This is a genomic window from Granulicella rosea (assembly GCF_900188085.1).
Lineage (GTDB): Bacteria > Acidobacteriota > Terriglobia > Terriglobales > Acidobacteriaceae > Edaphobacter > Edaphobacter rosea.
Map to the genome: position 1 here is coordinate 190556 of NZ_FZOU01000004.1, position 18331 is coordinate 208886.

At 58.4% G+C, this 18331-nt stretch carries 6 protein-coding genes; 2 read left to right on the top strand and 4 right to left on the bottom strand.

All coding sequences use genetic code 11. The annotated features are described in order from the left end of the window. Position 1: 1 nt before the first annotated feature. Positions 2–3418, top strand: a complete 3417-nt coding sequence (locus CHB87_RS12740) for a TonB-dependent receptor (RefSeq protein WP_089408834.1) — start codon at positions 2–4, stop codon at positions 3416–3418. A 9-nt stretch (positions 3419–3427) separates the two neighbouring features. Here the strand turns inward: CHB87_RS12740 and CHB87_RS12745 are convergent, their stop codons facing one another. Further along, positions 3428–4978: a VWA domain-containing protein gene (locus CHB87_RS12745; protein ID WP_176441730.1), complete on the bottom strand. Its 1551-nt coding sequence runs from the start codon at positions 4976–4978 to the stop codon at positions 3428–3430. A 376-nt stretch (positions 4979–5354) separates the two neighbouring features. On the opposite strand from CHB87_RS12745, the gene CHB87_RS12750 reads away from it, so the two are divergent. Beyond that, a complete protein-coding gene (locus CHB87_RS12750; RefSeq protein WP_217897044.1) occupies positions 5355–6983 on the top strand; it encodes a GH39 family glycosyl hydrolase in 1629 nt (542 codons plus the stop codon). On the opposite strand, the gene CHB87_RS12755 is transcribed toward CHB87_RS12750, so the two are convergent. The 3 genes from CHB87_RS12755 to CHB87_RS12765 all read right to left on the bottom strand — a co-directional run bounded on the left by CHB87_RS12755 (position 6977) and on the right by CHB87_RS12765 (position 17930). Next, positions 6977–9784 (bottom strand): glycosyl hydrolase 115 family protein, encoded by a 2808-nt coding sequence (locus tag CHB87_RS12755; RefSeq protein ID WP_217897045.1) that lies wholly within the window; start codon positions 9782–9784, stop codon positions 6977–6979. The genes CHB87_RS12750 and CHB87_RS12755 overlap by 7 nt on opposite strands. Positions 9785–10144: 360 nt before the next feature. Then, complete coding sequence (locus CHB87_RS12760; protein WP_176441731.1) at positions 10145–14122, bottom strand: chitobiase/beta-hexosaminidase C-terminal domain-containing protein; 3978 nt, start codon at positions 14120–14122, stop codon at positions 10145–10147. A 61-nt stretch (positions 14123–14183) separates the two neighbouring features. Next, on the bottom strand, positions 14184–17930 hold the full coding sequence (locus CHB87_RS12765) for an outer membrane beta-barrel protein (RefSeq protein ID WP_176441732.1): 3747 nt from the start codon (positions 17928–17930) through the stop codon (positions 14184–14186). Positions 17931–18331 lie beyond the last annotated feature (401 nt).

Consider the following 18331-nt stretch of genomic DNA (forward strand, 5'->3'; position numbering starts at 1 on the left):
CATGGTCGTGCATCTATGGGCGGCGACTGGCGGCAGCATCTCCGGCGCCGTGGTGGATCAGTCCGGCGCCGGCATAACCGGCGCGACCCTTACCTTGGTAAACAACGGCCAGAAGACTACCTACCATGCTGCCACCAATGGCCAGGGACTCTTTTCATTTCCGAATCTTCCTGTGGGCCATTACGACCTGACGACGGCGGCGCCAGGCTTTTCGACGCAGCGCAATCGCGAGCTGTCTGTGGATACCGACTCCGCCCTTCAGCTCGACATCAAACTTACGATGGGTTCGGACGCGCAGACAGTCGATGTTGAAGCGGAGACGGGCAGCATCCATGTCGAGACATCGTCCACGCATCTCGGCGAGGTCGTCTCGGCGGCCGAGATGACGGCGTTGCCGTTGAACGGCCGCAGCTATACGGACTTGCTGGCCATTCAACCGGGTGTTGCGCCGATCTCCACCCTGCTGCCCAGCTCCGTGATCATGGCCGGAGTGACAGGCGGCATCGACCCTTCGGGCGATGCGAACCCCGGCAATCTTTCCATCAATGGCCAGCGCGAGTCCGCGAACGGCTTCATGGTCAATGGTATCGACGTGCAGGAACACATGAACGGCGGCGCCAGCATCATTCCAAATCTGGACTCCATCGAAGAGTTCCGGGTGTTAACCAACAACTTCGATCCCGAGTACGGCAACTATGACGGCGGCATCGTGACGGTTGTCAGCAAGACGGGAAACAACCACCTGCACGGCAGCGCGTTCGAGTTCTTCCGCAATACCGCGCTCGATGCCCGCGGCTACTTCGATCCCACACGTTCGGCGTATAACCAGAACCAGTTCGGCGGCGCCATCGGCGGTCCTGTCTTCAAGGATAAGATTTTTTTCTTCACCGACTATCAGGGCACGCGCACCACGCAAGGCATCTCGACCGGCCAGGTCTCCGTGCCGACCAATGCGCAACGCGGAGGCACGTTCGACGATCTCACAGGCTTCGTCAGCGGGCCTTACCTTGCTTCCCTGCTGACGCAGGAGTTAGGCTACGGCGTCAGTTCGGGAGAGGCCTACACGCAGGTCTTCCCGCACGGCAATATCCCACAAAGCACGTGGTCTGCGCCGGGCAAGACGCTTCTCGGTTACATCCCTGTTTCGAACATCCGCGATGGCGAGTTCTCAAGCTCCGCAAACTCGCAGACGGTGCGCGACGATAAAGGGTCTGCGCGTCTCGATGGCAACAGCCGGCTCGGCCAGTTGAATGGATATTACTTCGTGGACGACTATCGTCTTGACAATCCATATCCGGGCTCGGTCGCCGGCGCCAGCATCCCCGGCTTCGATGCGCTGTATATCGGACGCGCGCAGCTTCTGTCGCTCGGCCTCACCAATATCATCCGCTCCAATACCGTCAACGAGCTTCATGTCGGCCTGTTGCGCAACAACAACATCATCGGGCAGCCGAAGGGCGGCATCGGCGTCAGCCTCGCATCGCAGGGCTTCGCACCGAGCGCGAACGGCGGCATCTATGTGCAGGCGCCGCAGTTTGAAGGCGTCGAGAACGTGACCTTTCCATCCTTCGTGATGGGCGTGCCCATCACCAATGAAACTCAGATCAACAACACGTACTACGTGAGTGACGGACTGTCGCGTGCGATCGGTTCACATACCTTCAAGGTCGGCGGCCAGTTTCATATCGACCAGGTGAACGAGCATCCCAACGCGACCTTCAACGGCACGTTCAATATCAATGGCACCGAGACCGGCGATCCCTATGCGGACCTGCTGCTCGGCACGCCCAGCAACTTCACGCAGTCCTCCGGTCAGCCCTTTTATCTACGCAATCGCTACGTCGGTCTTTACGCGCAGGATAGCTGGCGGGCGCGCAACGATCTGGTCGTCAACATCGGCCTGCGCTGGGACCGCATCATGCCCTGGTGGGAGAAGTACAACCAACTGCAGACCTACATCGCCGGCCAGCAGTCGGTGCTTTATCCCGGCGCGCCGCCGGGCTTCGTCGTTGCGGGAGACCCCGGCGTACCACGCACCCTTGCGCCAACGACGAATAAGAACTTCGCGCCGCGCATCGGTCTGGCTTATTCCCCGAAGTTTCAGAACGGCCTCTGGAGCAGGATCTTCGGCGCAAGCGGACAGAGCAGCATCCGCGCCAGCTACGGCATCTTCTACACCGCCATTCCGGGTCTGACGACGGGCATCATGTATGCCGTGCCGCCGTTCGGATATAACTATCTCAGTCCTGGGCCGCCGCTTCTGGCGCAGCCGTTCATCACCGCCGCGACCGGTCTGAACAATGGCCAGCGCTTCCCTTTTCCCTTCCCTTCGCACCACATCTCGATATCGAACCCGGATAGCAACGTGAACTGGGATAACTTCACGCCGATTGCCGCAGACCCATTCTTCGACCATGCCGCACGGGCGCCGTATACCGATAACTACATGCTTTCGATTCAGCGGCAGATTACGAGCCAGACGCTGCTTACGGTGAGCTACGTCGGCAATCAAGGCCATCACATCTTCACGCTGGCCTCGGCCAATCCCGGCAACCAAGGGCTCTGCCTCAGCCTGCCGGGGTGCGGTCCTTTCGGAGAGGACTCGCCCTACACCGACGGCTCCGGCAAGACTTATCAAGGCACGCGGGCCGGGCAAGGGCCGCTCTACGGCGAGAACACCGCCGACAAGTCCATCGCCAACTCCAACTACAACGCCATGCAAACCACGTTGCGCTACCACGCCCACGGCTCCGAGGTATCGCTCAGCTACACCTATGCCAAGTCGATCGACCAAGGATCCAACCTGGGCGAACAGTTCGACCCACTCGATGCGCGCCATACACGCGCGATCTCGGCATGGGACATGAAGCATGCCTTCATCGGCAGCTATCAAGTCGCGCTACCGGTGACGACGCTGTTCCACAGGAGCAATCGCCTGACGGCCGACTGGAGCCTCTCCGGCACGGCGCGCTTCGCCAGTGGCTTCCCGGTGACGCTCTACGACAACTCGGATGACTCTTTGCTGGGCACGCTTGGTAACGGCGCAAACAACTATCTGCTCGACACGCCCCGGTACCTCGGCGGCCCGCTGAAGATCAACACCAACGGCCGGACTGGCCGCCACGCCTTCGACACCGCTCAGTTTGCCTATGAGACCAGGGGACAACTCGGCAACGCCAAACGCCGCATGTTTTATGGACCCGGCATCGACAACTACGACATCACCTTCAAGAAGGGCTTGCGCCTGACCGAAGGCGCGTCGATCGACCTCCGCATGGAAGCATTCAACGTCTTCAACCACGCGCAGTTCTATGGGCCAGCCTCGGTCGACGGCCAGATCGAAGACCCAGCCTTCGGAGCGATCGGCCACGCAGCGGATCCGCGGCTGATGCAGTTAGCGGCGAAGTTCAACTTCTAAAGCATTCGACTATTTCGATCCCCCCGAGGGCTTCATGCCCGTCGCGGAGTCTTTGAGCGTCTTACGATCGACAAGAAAAAAATTATCCGCGCCGATCTTGCCATTCGAATTTCCCAGAACAATGAATCGCACGCGAGCAGCGGGAGCACGCGTATCGAGCGAGGTCGCCAACTGCACCTTCCGCGACTCCACCTCGCCTGGCTGCAGCGGGGAAAGATGTAAGACCGTAACCTGTCCCTTGCGGCCAATCAGCTTCCCCGTCTTATCGAAGCTGAGAACAACCAAGCTGACCTTTCCCACCATCTTGCCGTCTTCCTCCGCGAGTCCGAGGGATGTCGCCGGCAAAGCTATGTTGAAGCGGTCTGGACTCGCTTCGTCACGGGTCACCGTAAGTGGAATGCCATCGAAGACCATCAGGCCCTGACTTGCGGCTGAGAGGTTGAAGCGATCTTCCTGAGACAGTTTTCCGACCTCTTCCCTCGCGGCAGGCGCATCGGGCGCCGGAGCCGCGCGATAGTATCCTTCCCGCGTGGTCGCCAGCAATGCGCCGCCCTTGACCTCCACTCGAATGCTGCGAAAGTCCCTGGGATTAGCGTTCGTGCCGGAAGACGCAGGCCGGTACGCGAGGCTATAGAAGATCTGGCCGTCCTTTACGGTCGTCTCGATCAACCGGTCGACGTCGTTGCGTCCATGCAGCGATTGGCCGCCGGTCGCGGCCGCCATCTTCAAAAAGTCGACCTGCGTGCTGAAGGGATCGTCGAACATCAGGTTGCCCTGCGGATCCAATGTCTGCTCGGGCGCGGAGACGCCTGCGGGATCGATGGTGTACAGCGTCACACGCGCGTCGCGCAGCAGGTTCGTACACTGCGCAACCAGCGCGTCCAGCGACTCATCTTTGTCCAGCACCGATCCATCTCGCTGAACGCTTGGGAAACCTCTGCCGATCCACACGAGACTCTTGTGGCCGGGATGTCCCTGCGTCGCCTTCGCAATTTCAAACAAGGATGTAAACTCAGCAACGATCTGATCGCCGGGCGAAGTGGGGTCGACCGCCCTAGCGTCATTGCTCACAAGATGGTGGTTAAGAGCATCGAGTACGTCCTTCTTCGAAGTGGTGTAATCGCGCAGCACCTGGGAGCCGTGATAGTTCCTCGCGATCAACGTCAGCGGCTGATCCAAAGTCTCGCCCTGCTTAGCGAGATATTTTTCGAGCGAGTACCGGGCGAAGTACTGATCTTCAAACCTGGTCGTCAACTCATCGAGCACGACGATGCTTACAGGCGCATCCGGCTCCAGACGATCGAGCTCCGCTGTGGATCGAATCTGAATCGGCTCGCGCCCCGTGACGGGCATGGACTCTGTAGCGTAGAACGACACGATCGGTTGCGGAGCCTTATCTTCGTAGATCGTAAAATCGTCGCGCGTCAATCCTCGGACGGGTTGGCCGTTCTTATCGTTCACGACGACATCGAGCGTTACTAACTGCGTATGCACGCTCAACGTATAGTTCGGTTGCTGCCCCTCGGCCTCTGGCGCCTGAGTGGCATGCAATGCCTGCACCGGGGACTCGGGCTGCGTCCCCTGTGCATGCCCTGAAGCATTGAGAAGTCCAGCCAGAATCAGTGCGCGTATCGTGAAAGCCCGCGACCTCCAGTTGCCGATGGTGAGCCCGTGGACCATTCCATGCCGCCTTTCGAAGTCTTCCCGTGTGTTCCGATGAAGACCGTGAGGCTCAAGCGCGCCGTTCGCACGGAAAGATCATCTTCCTTCGTATATAGCAAAAGAGCGGCGTGGACCATATACTTTGGTCGGTTGTCGGACATGCAAGTCGATATGTAGTATTGGCTCTCGATTCGACACGCGCTCGCTGGTCCGTGAAATGCGCTGTACTCGTTACTCGGCAGCGACACGGCCACCTCTGGAGTCCAGGCGCCACATGAAGATCACCGTCCATCGTTTGACGCTCGCCGCCTGTTTCGCGGCGTCCTTTGTCACCGCCTCAGCGCAGACGCGCAACATACGGGGCGATATCTCGCATGTCACCGGGCCGCACACCTCCGTGCCTCTGCGCGTCATCGGCGCGGGACGAGCCAATGAAGGTCTGCGTGCGGACTGGCAGGCGCAGCTTGCCACCGTGCAACGAGAGATCGGCTTCCAATACATTCGGATGCATGGCATTCTGAACGACGACATGGGCGTGTACACGGAAGATTTACACGGTAATCCGCAGTTCAACTTCCAGTATGTCGACGCCCTTTACGACGCCTTGCTTCAGATGCACATTCGTCCGTTTGTGGAGCTGACCTTCATGCCCTCGAAGCTCGCGAGCGGGCCGCAGACGGTCTTCTGGTGGAAGGGAAACATTACTCCGCCGAAGGATCCCGCGAAGTGGTCTGCACTGATCCGCGCCTTCACCGCGCACATGAAAGCACGCTATGGCGAAGACGAGATCAACCAATGGTACTTTGAGGTGTGGAACGAACCCGACCTGCAGAATCTCTTCTTCGCCGGCTCGGTCGACGACTATCTTGCGCTATACAAAAACACCGCGGAGGCCGTCAAGGCAGAGTGCCCGGCCTGCCGTGTAGGTGGTCCGGCCTCGGCCATGCCCTGGAAGTTTGAAGAGGCCTTCGAACAGTACGTCACCGCGAAGAATATTCCTGCCGACTTTGTCGCCTCGCATGCCTACGGAGTGACAAAAGGCTTCCTCGATGCCGATGGCAAGGCCGGCACGATCCTCGATCCCTCGCTCGATTCCGTGAGCGGACGCATGAAGCACTCGCGCGAGCTGATCGAGCATTCCGGCCGGCCCAGCATGGAGCTGCACTTTACTGAGTGGAGTTCTTCCTACACGCCAACCGACTACCTTCACGATCAATATCACCAGGCAAGCTTCATCCTCGATAAGATCAAGCGCGCATCGCCCTATGTCGACTCGATGTCCTACTGGACCTTTACCGACATCTTCGAAGAAAATGGTCCTCGCTTCACGCCGTTTCATGGCGGCTTCGGTCTTATGAATCTTGAGGGCATACGAAAGCCTTCTTATTTCGCGTATCGCTTTCTACATCTGCTTGGGACAGAGGACGTTGCGAGTGATGACCCGCAGTCCTGGATTACTCGCTCCGCGGACGGCTCGGTGCAAGCGCTCGTATGGGACTACACGCCCACCGTCCCGCCTGCACATCAGACCGACCAGACCTTCTACAAGGAAGAGCAGCCCCCGACGGCCAAAGGCACGCTGCGGCTTCGGCTCGATCATCTTCGCAATGGCAACTACCACCTTGCGATCTACGCGGTCGGCTACGGCCGGAACGATGTATATACCGCGTATCTGCATATGGGAAGACCGGATCAACTCACGCGAGCGCAGACCTCGGAACTCCACGCGGCGAGCAAAGGCGAACCCGAAAGTACAGCCGAGATACAGATACACGATGGCGTCTTCACACGCGACCTGCCGATCCGCACCAATGATGTTTACCTCTTCGTTCTCACTCCAGCCCGAGGATCCGGAACTAATCCTAAAGATGCGAACGAACCTCTCGAATCCCCTTTTCAGTAGCCCGGCCCAACCGCCGATGCAGGAGGGCCGAAGTAACTTGGCTTGGCCGCGCCTACGATGAGGTACTCCAGCACCACGTCCGGATCGACCATCCACACCTTCAATGTGTGTCTACCCGGCTTGCCGATTGTCTGCTTGAAGTCGAGCGCCTGAATGTTGTCCGCCGCCAGCTTGCTGTAACTCGGCACTTTGGCGCTTGAAGAAGCCGCTCCTCCATCGACGATCTGCGGCTCGTTATCGTCGATCGATAACGCGAGGCGCAGACCGCGATCGGGATGAAGTTTCTGCGTGGGCGCGATCAGGGCGCTGATCTCAATCACGCCGGCGCGAGGCAGATAGATGGCGTACTCGAGATGAGGAGCGGATTCGGAGGTGGCCGCCGCGCCTCCAGGTATCGGGAATACCTCCATCGCCGACGCGACTCGGCCGTAATCGGGAATTGGTTGCCATTGCCCTTCGCTCGCGCCGATGTTCTTCTGCGCGGCACCGGCAGGAATGGTGAAGGCCTCGGTGAGGTTGCCAAGGGCTCCGCGCACCGCCTGCGATACGGTCGGCACATGCACAATCGGCACCGCGACTGACACCGTCTCTCCACTATCGCCAATGATGACGATGGATCCGCTTACCCTTCCCGCAGGGGCAGCATTCCAATCGATGCTGACCCGCAGCCGGCGATCGCTGCCGGTGTCTCCATCCGTCTGATCGATTCTGATCCAGCTCTCGGAGGGCCTGGCGGTGAACTTGACCACGCCCGCACCGCGACCGAATACATCGATCCAGCGGTGCTGATCTCCAAGCGTATCGATCGCCGGCAAAGCGGCAGTCGGCGAACTACCCGGCCATGCCTTCTCCGAGCCCTCAACCGCGACTCCAAGCCGGGCGCCTTCCTTAGGAACGATCTCTCTGACCTCCGGCATCACATTGGTCTTCGGATCGCTCCAACCGATGTATCCAATGTGTGTCTGATCCATCATGTGATTCCACTTCCCGCCGAGAAGCTGGTTATATCTATTGGCGAGAGCCTTGTCTTCGGCGAATAACGCGCGCGCGTTTTTCGCTTGCGCATTGGCGCTTACTCGCCCCTGCGCTGCATACAACGCGTTGCGACCAGCGGCGATATAGAGCCGCGTAAGATTGGCGGAAGCCATTACCGGATAAAGCACCAACTCGAAGTAGGCGGGCCGCTGATCGGGCGACAGCTTCTTATCGATCGCTTCGGCGTCTTTGGTCAGATTCACCCATGCCGCCTCTACACGCTCCGCCTCTTCGTAGTTGACCAGACTATAGGTCTTCGGCGAGAGAAGCTCAGGCTTACGCCATCCGTTGTACTTTGCATATTTACCTACGATATCGGCAATGCCTGCGGCATTTGCAGCTCCAAACTCTCGTGAAGCCCATTGGAGCGTAAAGTCCGCGACCTTATCCTTCGTCATGGCTTTGGGGTCCAGGGCCATCGTCAGGAAGAACTCTATCGGCAACTCCATCGGTTTGAGGTCGCCGACATTCACAATCCAGATTCGATCCGCGCCATATCGATAGGCAAGATTCATCTGCTCCTGAATCTTAGGCAGAGGATTCGTATTGATCCATTTGTAAGATCGTGGCGCTCCAACATAGTCGAAGTGATAATACATTCCGGCTCCGCCCGGACGCTTTCGCTCTTCGGCAGTTGGCACCCGACGCAGGTCGCCAAAGTTGTTATCCGACCACAACAATGTGACATCGTCGGGCACCTTCATCCCGTGTGCGTAAAATTCCTCGACTTCTTTGTAAATAGCGAGAATCTGGGGCACTTTCGTGATGTCCGGGTTGACCTCTTCGGCGAGGATGCGACGCTGCCTGTCGATGATCTTGTCGAGCACCGCAGCGTTTTCCGCCTCCGATGCGTTCGGCAACATGCTCGAATCGTTCCGGCCGCGCATGCCCAGCGTGTAGATATTCTCATCCGCCTTGTTCCGTCGAACGCCCTCGCGCCAGAAATTCTCCATCACATCCGGGTGATGGATGTAGTCCCATTGATCCCCCTTATAACGGCGATCGAACTCATTCTGAGCGCGATCCATGGGCTCGTGGTGGCTTGTTCCCATCACGATGCCATACTCATCCGCCAGCCTGGGGTTGAGTGCGTCGTCTTCGTTGAAGGCGCTTCCCCACATCGCGGGCCATAGGTAATTGGCCCGCAGACGCAGCAGGAGCTCGAACATGTGGGTGTACATCTTACTGTTGAAGCCGCCAAACTTCTCCTTCGTCCAGGCGCTCATGGCAGGGGCTTCATCGTTGATGAAGATTCCCCGATACTTCACCGCCGGTGGTCCCTGGACGAGTCGATCGGCATGCATACATATCGTGTCATGATGCTGGACCGGAACATCCGCCCACCAGTACCAGGGCGAAACCCCGATATTCTCCGACACATCGTAGACGCCGTAGATGGTCCCGCGTTTGTCGCTTCCGGCGATAATAAACGCCTGCTTAACTCCGGGAATCGGATCGGAGACTGTTTGCAAAACATAGGATTCCCACTGACCGCGAATGGCGGACACGTCCAGCTTCCCATTGGCTGCAAGCGCGTCGATGACCGCGCTCTTTCCGAGCGTCCCAACCAGGATAGGCGGCAGTTGGAGTTGATCCGTCGAGTGGGTGACGGCCGCCTCTTTACCAGTCACTCGGCCAATATCCTGGGCGAGATCATGAACCGCGCGCGCCACCCCCGGAAAGTCTTCCGAGGCGACGTAGAGCGGCGACGGCTGGCGCTCTCCAGCGATGCAGAATGAATGCGGCGACGCCTGAAACGCGACCATACCTCGTCTCGGCATCGCCCACGCACTTACAGTGACCGCGAGCAACAACACGGCGCATAAGCGACCGGCCCACGATAGAACATGCGCAGCCGTCCGTCTCCTCGTCTTGCGCCTGTTCATTCCATCCGTCTCGTTCATTCACAACCTCTGCGAAGCATAACCACTTCAATCGATAGTCGGGAGCCCAGACTATAGAAGGCCGACATTGCACGATCTTAGGGCCGTTTGTCTCGCCGGACAACCGACCAAGGTAGTAGTGAATGTTTTCGTGCATGCGACGGAATGCTTCTTGAGGATGCATTCATTAAGCATGCGTGCTCAGCCTCGGTGGTTCGAAGCTGAGCACGGACGCAAAGGGAGTTAGTTGCCCAGATTGTCTACGTTGAGCGTGATCGTCTGCGTATGCACCACGCCGCCCGAAGTCGCGGTCAAGGTAAATGTGCTTGTATGCACCTTGCCCGTCGTCGACGCGCCACCACACCCGCTCATCATGGCTGTTCCGGCGATCCCCAGCATCAACAGCATGAGTGTCGCCAGACGTTTGCGTTTGCGCAGACCGCCGAAGAACAACAGCATCGCCAGAACCGCGCCTGGTATCCTCATCCCGCGCGGATCACGGTAGCTGGCGGAAGCAGTCTCGTTCGCCTGGATGATCAGACTGCCATAGACAACGCTGGTGCTCTTGACGACGAGGTTCGTCGTGAGATTGCCATTGCTATCGAGGAAGGTGCAGGCATCCTTGCCAGACAGGCCGGAGCAACTGAGAGCAACGGTGCCGGTAAACCCGAACTCCGGCGTGATCGTCAATGTGGCCGAACCTCCGAGCCCGTTGGGAATCGTGAAGTTAGAGACATAAGGAGTGAGGATAAAGTCCGGATTCAGCGTATAAGTGGCCGTCGCAACCGCGCTCGTGGCGTATCCCGGAGCGCCGACGGCTATCGCCTTGATCGTGGTCGTGACAGTCACGGGGATCGTCTGACCCGTGTAGACAGGCGAACTAGTCGTAGGGGTATTTCCATTGGTCGTGTAATAGACTGTCGCTCCGGCGGTGGCGTCGCTGATCGTTACCGACTGCACGGCCGTATAGGTGCCGCCGGCCACCGAGAAGACCGGCGTAGCCACGACTCCGATTGGGTTCACAACCGCGGACTGCGTGACCTGGGGAGCAGCCGAGTAGTAGACGCCGTTTGCCAGACCACCAGCCTGATTCGCCGCAACAACGGTCGTGCCGATATCCTTCAACGTCAGGATGCTGTTGTTCGTTCCGCTCAGCACGCCGGTACCGCTGACGATGCTGAAGATCACAGGATTACCCGTTCCCCCTCCCGTTGCGACGAGTTGAATCGGCGGAATGGATGCACTGTAAGTGACCGCTGCAGGCGCCGTAAAGGTGATGCTTTGCGCGGTGAATGGGACGATTGCGTTGCCGCTCAGATTGACAGTTTGCGAGCTTCCAGCGGTTCCGAAGCTGGCGATATCTTCGGAGCTAAAGGCCGGGCTCGCGACGAGCGAGTAAGCCTGCATGTTATCCGCGATCGTGGCCGCGCCGGTTGTGGGCGTATACACGATCGCTGTGGCGGAAGGCGTAAAATCCAGAGTAAGACCGCAAGTTGCGTTCGGGGCAAGCGATGTGCCGGCAACACACGCATTGTTGGGATCGACGCTGAACTCGTTGGTAGCAGATGCGGTGCTGTCCGTGACGGTTGGCGTCGCACTCAGGATGAGCGTGCTGTTCCCGATGTTGTAGATCGATGAAGTCTCTTTGCTGGTGTGCGTGCCCGTGGAGTCGGGCTTCAAGGTGTCTGGAAAAGATGTGGCTCCGGGAGAATTGAGATTGAGTTCGACGACCTGCCCGCCCGTGGGATCCGCGACATAGATGTTGCTGGCTACGTCCAGGGCCAGACCGCCAGTACTTGAGAGTTTGATGGATCCAGTCGACATCACCGAGCCGGCGCCGCCACTGACCAGCACGAGCCCGAGTGTCGAGTCGGCAACGACCAGCGCGCCTGAAGGCAGAACCTTGACTCCCGTTGGGTTGGTGAGTGTGACGCCGGTCGTGGAGACGATGCTGGGCACGCCCGAGACGCTGTATTCGACGATACGGCGATTGCCGGTGTCCGCGATGAAGAGGTCGCCCGCGGCATCGAGCCCTAGTCCGGTCGGACCGTTCAACGTCGTACCGCCGAACGTAATGAGAGAAGAGATGTAGACCGTATTCTGCGAATATTGAGCGTTGTTTTGACGACCTTGAATAATGCGATTGTTCCCTGTATCCGCGATGTAGAAGTTGTTATACCCATCGATCGTAAGACCGTGCGGACTCTGGATTGCAAGCCCTCCAACGGACGCTCCGCTGGGAATCACAATGCTTGGAATCATCGTCGCATAGGGCAGCTTGGTCAGGATGGGCGTGCTGGAACCGCCATCGAGCACATAGGCGGAGTTCGCTCCATCCAGCGCCAACTCCACCGGCGTGACGAAGCTTGTCGGGGTCAACGTCTTATTGAGAGTGTAGTTGACCTTATAGGTGTAACCCGGGCCGTTTGCCTGGCAGAAGCTACTCAGGGCAGCAGCGGTGTTTGCCGTTGCAGCGAGACAACTCACATCAAGCGAGCTGTTCGTCGTGTCGGTGACGAAGATATCTCCATACGTGTCCACAGCAACAGCCTGCGGGGTGAAGCCAACCGCCTTCGTGGTGTGGCTCTGGCTTGTATACAACTGTGACAAGGACACAGCCTTCGACGCGATACCCGGCAGGAACATAGGCTGCGGTCCAACGCCCACACCCTGCAGGTTCACCGTGTATGCGGGGTTCGCTGCATAGTCGGTGGCGCCAACGGTAGCGCCTCCGGGGTCTGCTGCAGCCAGTGCATTGGGATATCCCTGCGGGGCATCCGAGCCTCTGAGCAAACCAGCATGCACGGGCTGGAAGTACATCAGCAGGTAGCTTCCAGTCGTCGATGCGGAGTAAGGCGTGCCGCCATAAAAGTTTTTTGAATTTCCATTTGGAAAGCTCTGAAGGAACCCCGCATTGGCGGCGCTGAGCGTGCTGGGCGATGCAGTGGGAAATGAACCCGAGGCCACGAGTTGCGTGGGAATATCCCAGGTCACCGCGAAATACGGCGCCGCTGTCGTGATTTCCGTGCCTACGTTGACCTGCCCAAAGTTATGACCGCCTACTTCGACCAGCATGACATTCGTCGCGCTGGCAAAGTAGTAGTTGCCATGCACGTCGATTGTGCCTCCGTACGTTACATTATTGGTCGCCACCGGCGAGTTGGATCCGGAGACCGCGATAAGAAGATTGAACTGATCGAGGAAGTTTAGCGCGCCCACTTCCAGCGGCACTTCGGAGAGTTGCTTTGGGCCGGAGATGACCAGGTCTCCCCACGGGTCGGTGGTGATTCCCGTCGCGGCCGAGACCTTCACGATAGCGTTCAAGAGAGTGAGATTCGAAGCGCCCGTATTGCCAACCGTGGTCAGCGCTCCATTGCTCACGACAGAGACAAGACCGCCGCTGGCATTGCCTGTTGCGCTATCGCAGTAATACACATTGCCGTCGCCGGCGACCGTAACCTGGGCGTAGGCGTTCGTCGCGAGTTTATCGGCCAGCACGCTGACCGTTCCAGCCGCGGATGTCTTGAACTGAATCATACGGTTGTACGATCCGCTCGATACGTTGTCGGCGATGTCGACGAGATACACGTTACCGGCGCCATCGGAATACACATCGCCAACCTGCAGGCTGGTGAAGCTTGAATTGATACTGCTCGCGGACCAGACACATGGCGCGGTCGCGGACGCGGTACATGCCGTCGTAAGGCTTCCTATCGGCAGCCCTGTCGCCACATAGCCACTGTTCGCTTTGATGGCGGCGATGTTAGGGACACCGCTCGCCGCAGGGATCTCGACCAACGCGGCGCCAGCGCCATTGCCGTTTGAGACCCATAACGCACCGGAAGCGTCGACGAATACGCTGTTTGAATTGAGCGCGCCCAGGCCACTGACGAGCGGCGTCGGCGATGTAATCGTCGCCGCGGGGCTGGCCGCCGGAATCTCGTACAGCGTGCTGCTCGTGCCGCTGGTATGGTTGACGTAAAAGACGTTGCCCAACTTATCGACGCCAACTCTTCCCGGCGCGATGCTCGTCGACCCGGCGCTGTAAAGCGTGGTGGTCGCGGTCGTCACAGCGGTGGGAATGTAAAACGAGTAAGGGTTGGTCTGAGCCATGGAGGATCGTGCTGACACGGCAATAAGCGCCATTGTCGCTGTCTTCATCCAGCGCATCACCCGTGGCTTGATCTCCGACCATGCATGCTTCGAGAACTCTTTTTTCATGACACAATCTCCAATATTCTTAAACCGATCCGACGCGCCGCCGATACGTTGACGCAACCAGTTAGAAGGCATATTTCACCGACACTTCCATCACCCTGCGTCCTGTGCGGATAGGAGCGAATCCGAAGTTAGCATTCTGGTTCGTCGTTGCGGCCAAGTCCTGGTTGATATCCGTAAGGCCCTGCGTCTGCGTAAAGTTCATCGAGTAGCCTCCCGGAAAGAGATTTGAGAAGGTGTAGTTCGCGCGATTGATAAAGTTGAAGGCGGCAACTCGGAGTTGCAGACTCTGCTTATCGGCGACCTTGTACTCCTTGCGTACGGCAAGGTCCGCGTTGAAGAAGGCCGGTCCGCGCAGATTGCCGTAGTTGTATTGCCCCTGCGTGCCGAGCGGGGCCAGATGGAAGGCTGTTCCGTCGATGTACTGGTGAGGATGTTTGCCTCTGGGATTCCCTGTCAGGATTGGCTGAATCTGAATATCCGGCGTACCCAGCAGATAGGAGTTATTGATAGGCAGAGAGCATGTTGCTGGAGTTCCGCTTGCGGTGCATGTGCTGGTGTTGCTTGTGCCTGGGATCGTGCCAGTGGTGCCGGGCGGCACGGTAATCGTGCCGGTCAACTGAAAGTTGCCGCCGATGAGGCTTTGCAACAGCGTGCCGCTCTGGTAATTCACAATGCCGGAGATCTCCCAGCCATTTGTCACCCAGCCCACATAGCGCTCGCTTACAAGTTGACCAAGGTTATACGAATACGTGAAGTTGAGAATATTCGTGCGATCGATGCTCAAGGGCAGATAGTCGTTGGCAAGATTGGTCGGGTCGCTGCCGTTGATCGCGCCCAGCGCCTTGCTCCATGTGTAGTTCCCGCTCAAGCGAACATTCTTGCGAGACCAGTGCAACTGCGTCTGCAGCGCGTTGTAGTTCGAATAGCCGCGGTGACGAATCGCATTGATGGCGCTGTAAAGGGGATAAGGCCGGTACGAGTCGGTATCGGATATCTGCAGGTTCGCCAGAGTCGGAATATTTCCATTGGTGAAGATCGACCACAACCTGCCGATATTGGCGGCTGTGTCGGCGCGCCCCGCATTTGGCTCGGGACCATACAACGACCCAATGGGCAGGGCGTTGATGTTACGCAGGTTGTTGGATTCCATCAGGTGATCGCCATAGTTGCCGACGTACGCGATCTCGAAGAACACGTTCTTCGGGAAGCGCTGATCGATCACGGCGTTGTAAGTCTGCACGCGCGACGTCTCGTCGTCATTCGCGATATGGACGTTGATACTCGCATCCTTGACGAAGGACGTGGTCACGTTCGTGATGCCGCTTTGCAGCAGGTTGAGATTCTTGAAGGTGTGTCCGCTGTTCGGCAGGGTATACGTTCTTTGTCCCTCGGCGGTCTGGTCGGCAAGTAGACCGTCGTTGTAAGAATCGTGCTGGCGATAGATGCCGTAACCCGCGCGAAAGATGGTCTTCGAGTCGCCGCGGAAGTCGTACACAAAGCCGAAGCGCGGCTCTACAAAGACCGGACGTGTCGGAACGCCGGTCAGCGGGATCGATGCGTCGATCGCGTGATACAGCACCCCTGGTGAGGCCAGCGGCGCGCCACTGCGATAGGAGACGGGGTCGAAGATGGCTACGCCCTGGCCATGCGGATCGCTCCACGGCGTCAGGTGCTCGAGCCGGACGCCCGCGTCGACCGACATGTGACGGCCAACCAACCAGTGGTCCTGAACATACCCGCTGAAGGAGTAGAAGAAGACGTTCGTCTCGACCTTCTTATTCACCTGACTGATATTTCCGATGATTCCTTCATAAAGGTCCGCGGTGTTATTGGCCGTTCCGTACACAGTCGATCCATCGGCATCGGAGAAGGAAGTGGGATGATAGTAATCGCTGAGCGATCCGTTGGTATTCTGCGCGGCAAGCTGCGGGTTGGAATCCCACTGGTAATAAATACCCGCGCGGAAGGTGTGTCTGCCAAGGAGCTTGGTGATGTTATCGCCGGCCACGCGTAGTTGCTTCTTCGTGAAATCGCCGCCATAGGTTGGATCTTCATAACTCATGAACGGCAACGCGGCATAGGTCGAGCTGCCGTAGGTCTGGTCGCTGGGTATGCCCACCGAACCGTTCGCAAAGAGAAGCGAGTAGGGATCACCGGTCAGAGCGGAGGGGGTCTTCAGATTGAAGGTCTGCGAGAAGTAAGCGCCGCCAGCATAAAACTGATTGGTCAAAGACCCGCCGAAAACCGTCGTCACTTCGAAGCTTGCGACGTGCGAGGTCGCGGTGCCGACGTAGCCGCCGCCGGGCGTGTCCATCGCGCCGCCCATGCCGTTAGCGCCGGAGCGTCCATAGGCGCCGGACGGCTGATACTGCTTGCCGCTCTCAAGACCATAGGAAAGGAAGGCATGGGTCTTATCCGAGAGCGCGTAATCAAGCCGGCTCTTCAACTGGTAAAGATTGCTGTTGACGAAGTCCGTCTGCAAATAGTTGTATTGGCCGTTGCTCGCCACATTGGGCAGCGGCAGCGTATTAATCAGCGCCTTGCCAAGCGGATCGCCGTAGAGGCTGATGTCTCCATTCGTGATCGGTTCCGCGTTCACCCCAAGCGGACCCTGTATGGGAGTAGCGCAGATCGTCGTATAGATGGCGTTCGGGCAATAGTACTGGGCTGTGGTCGCGGAGGTTGAACCCGGAACATACTTGGGATTCAGCACCCGGTTTGGCCCCAGCATCGAGTTCAATTCCGCGTCGCTGAAAATGCCCTTGTGCATGTTCGCCGTGGGCACCATCGCGGTGACTGTTGCGGCATATGGGCTGTTATAGGCGTATACGCTGCGCTGTGCGTACTCCTCCGTTCCAAGGAAGAAGGTCAGCTTCTTTGCGCTGTTGAACCCAAGGCCTGGAATCCGCACGGGACCGCCAATGGTGAAGCCCGGATAGATCTGCCGATCGTGCGGCGGCTGCGACCCAACGTACTTTGCCTGCCAGTCCAGCGAGTTCAGTTGATAGGTGCGCGCATAGGTATAGAGCGAACCGTGGTAGATATCTCCTCCCGACTTACCGATCGCATTCACAACGACCGGTCCGTGCGCCGTATCGGAGGTGAAGCTGCCTGTCTGCACCTTCACTTCAGCAACCTGATCGTAGTTCACGTTTTGAATCGCGAGACCATAAGAACCCGGGTCCGTGATATCCATTCCATCGGAGAGCAGAGCGGTCGAATTGGTCTGCGTGCCATTGCCGGAGTAAGCCCCGATGGCGCCCCCAAACGAGACAAGCCCCGGATCGTAGGCTGCATTGGCGAAGTTCGTCGTGTTCTGCACGATCGCCATACCGGGCAGGATCTTGAGCAGCTCGGTCACGTCGCGACCCTCAACGGCGAGGTGGTCGATATCGTCCGCCGAGATCAGCGTGCTCGTCTCGGCCGAGTCCGTGCTCACCTGCCCATGCACGTCGGTCACGGTGATCGACGCCGCCTCTCCAACCAGCATCTTGATATCGCGGAAGGTGCGCTGGTCGCCCGGATTCAGATGAATGCCAGCAAGCTCCTGCCCCTGGAAGCCGCGCGCCTCAACCTCAAGCGTGTAGTCTCCGGTGTCGAGGCCGGAGAAGGAAAATACGCCGGAGCCGTTGCTGGTTGTCGACAACGTCTTCCCTGTGGCTGTGTTCTTCAACTCGATCTGCGCCTTGGGAATCAAGGCTCCCGATTGATCGTGAATCACGCCGTCCACGTTGGCGCTGCTCTGGGCAAAGGCGCTAGAAGAAGCGCAAAGAACGGTCGCCGCGAGAAGCAGCGTGGTCCGCGTCATCGCATGCACATTGGAAGATATCTTCGTCCCGAAGAAGCGCAATTTGTATCCATCCTGTCTGTGGCGTCTATTGTCGTGTGTCATCGAACAACCTCCCGAAATCTTCCTGATTCCTGCGCGCCGCATATCTCATCCGGCTCGCTCGTGTTGCCTTTGGACCAATCTTCGATTCGCGTCTGAAGAGAGGTTCGTACCGTCCGCATAAGCTCGGATATCCCTATTGAAAACGTCTTCGCCCGCGCATCTTTCGCAAGCTGAGGCGACCCAGCCCGGTCTCATGCAACTCTGTTGTCCGGGATCCCTGTGTCCGCATCCTGGCTGGCCGCTCCGCGGAGACGTTGTCATGTAATCCTGCAACTTCCTCTGCACTGAATTACCTCTCGTAGCATTCCGGAATCCGC